This is a genomic window from Paraburkholderia sp. JHI2823 (assembly GCF_038900695.1).
Classification (GTDB): domain Bacteria; phylum Pseudomonadota; class Gammaproteobacteria; order Burkholderiales; family Burkholderiaceae; genus Paraburkholderia; species Paraburkholderia mimosarum.
Window position 1 is genome coordinate 1 of sequence record NZ_JAYMRY010000182.1, and the last position, 624, is coordinate 624.

Genomic DNA, 624 nt, shown 5'->3' on the forward strand with positions numbered 1-624 from the left:
AGCGGTGCACGCTCGAATGGTCGACCTCGATGCCTCGCTCTGCCATCATCTCCTCGAGATTTCGCAGGCTCAACGAGTAAGCCACATACCAGCGTACGCACAGCAGGATCACGTCCAACGGATAGTGTAGTCGCTTGAGAACTTTGCCGATGCCCGGAGGCAACGTCGCGCGTGGTGTCTTCTTCGTCTGGCCCATGCTGTTCGTCATTCAGGATCGAGCGCAAATTTTAACCCGGCACCTTGGCGCGACAGAACCCTTTCACTCGCTGCACCGCGAGCGCCCTGAACTCCGCGGTATATGCCTGCTTCGGTATTTTGAACATCGATTCTTTCCTTCCTTCGGGTCAAGCGGGTAGTGAAGGCGCTTCAAGACCTTGGCCAGGCCCGGCGCGAGTGTGGTTCTCGGTGTCTTCGTCTTCTTCATCGCACAGCTCAAAAATTCGCTACCCAATTTTAACGTGGGCCTCACTGCAACAGAACCAGCAATAGCAGTACTGAGTCGGCCCTGAAAAACTCGAAGCGCCTTGTGCAGCAAGGGTTTGAAGCTGAATGTTGTTGATGCATTTGCAGGAACCTGGCAGATTATGGGTTGTTTCCTGCAAATTCTGTCGAGGTCTGGATGGG

The 624-nt window shown here is 54.5% G+C and carries 2 pseudogenes; both read right to left on the reverse strand.

From position 1 onward, the window contains the following. Positions 1-196, reverse strand: a pseudogene (locus VSR34_RS38200) (IS6 family transposase); the annotation flags it as partial. 147 nt (positions 197-343) lie between these two features. Then, positions 344-424 (reverse strand): annotated as a pseudogene (locus tag VSR34_RS38205) (IS6 family transposase); the annotation flags it as partial. Between the last annotated feature and the right edge of the window lie 200 nt (positions 425-624).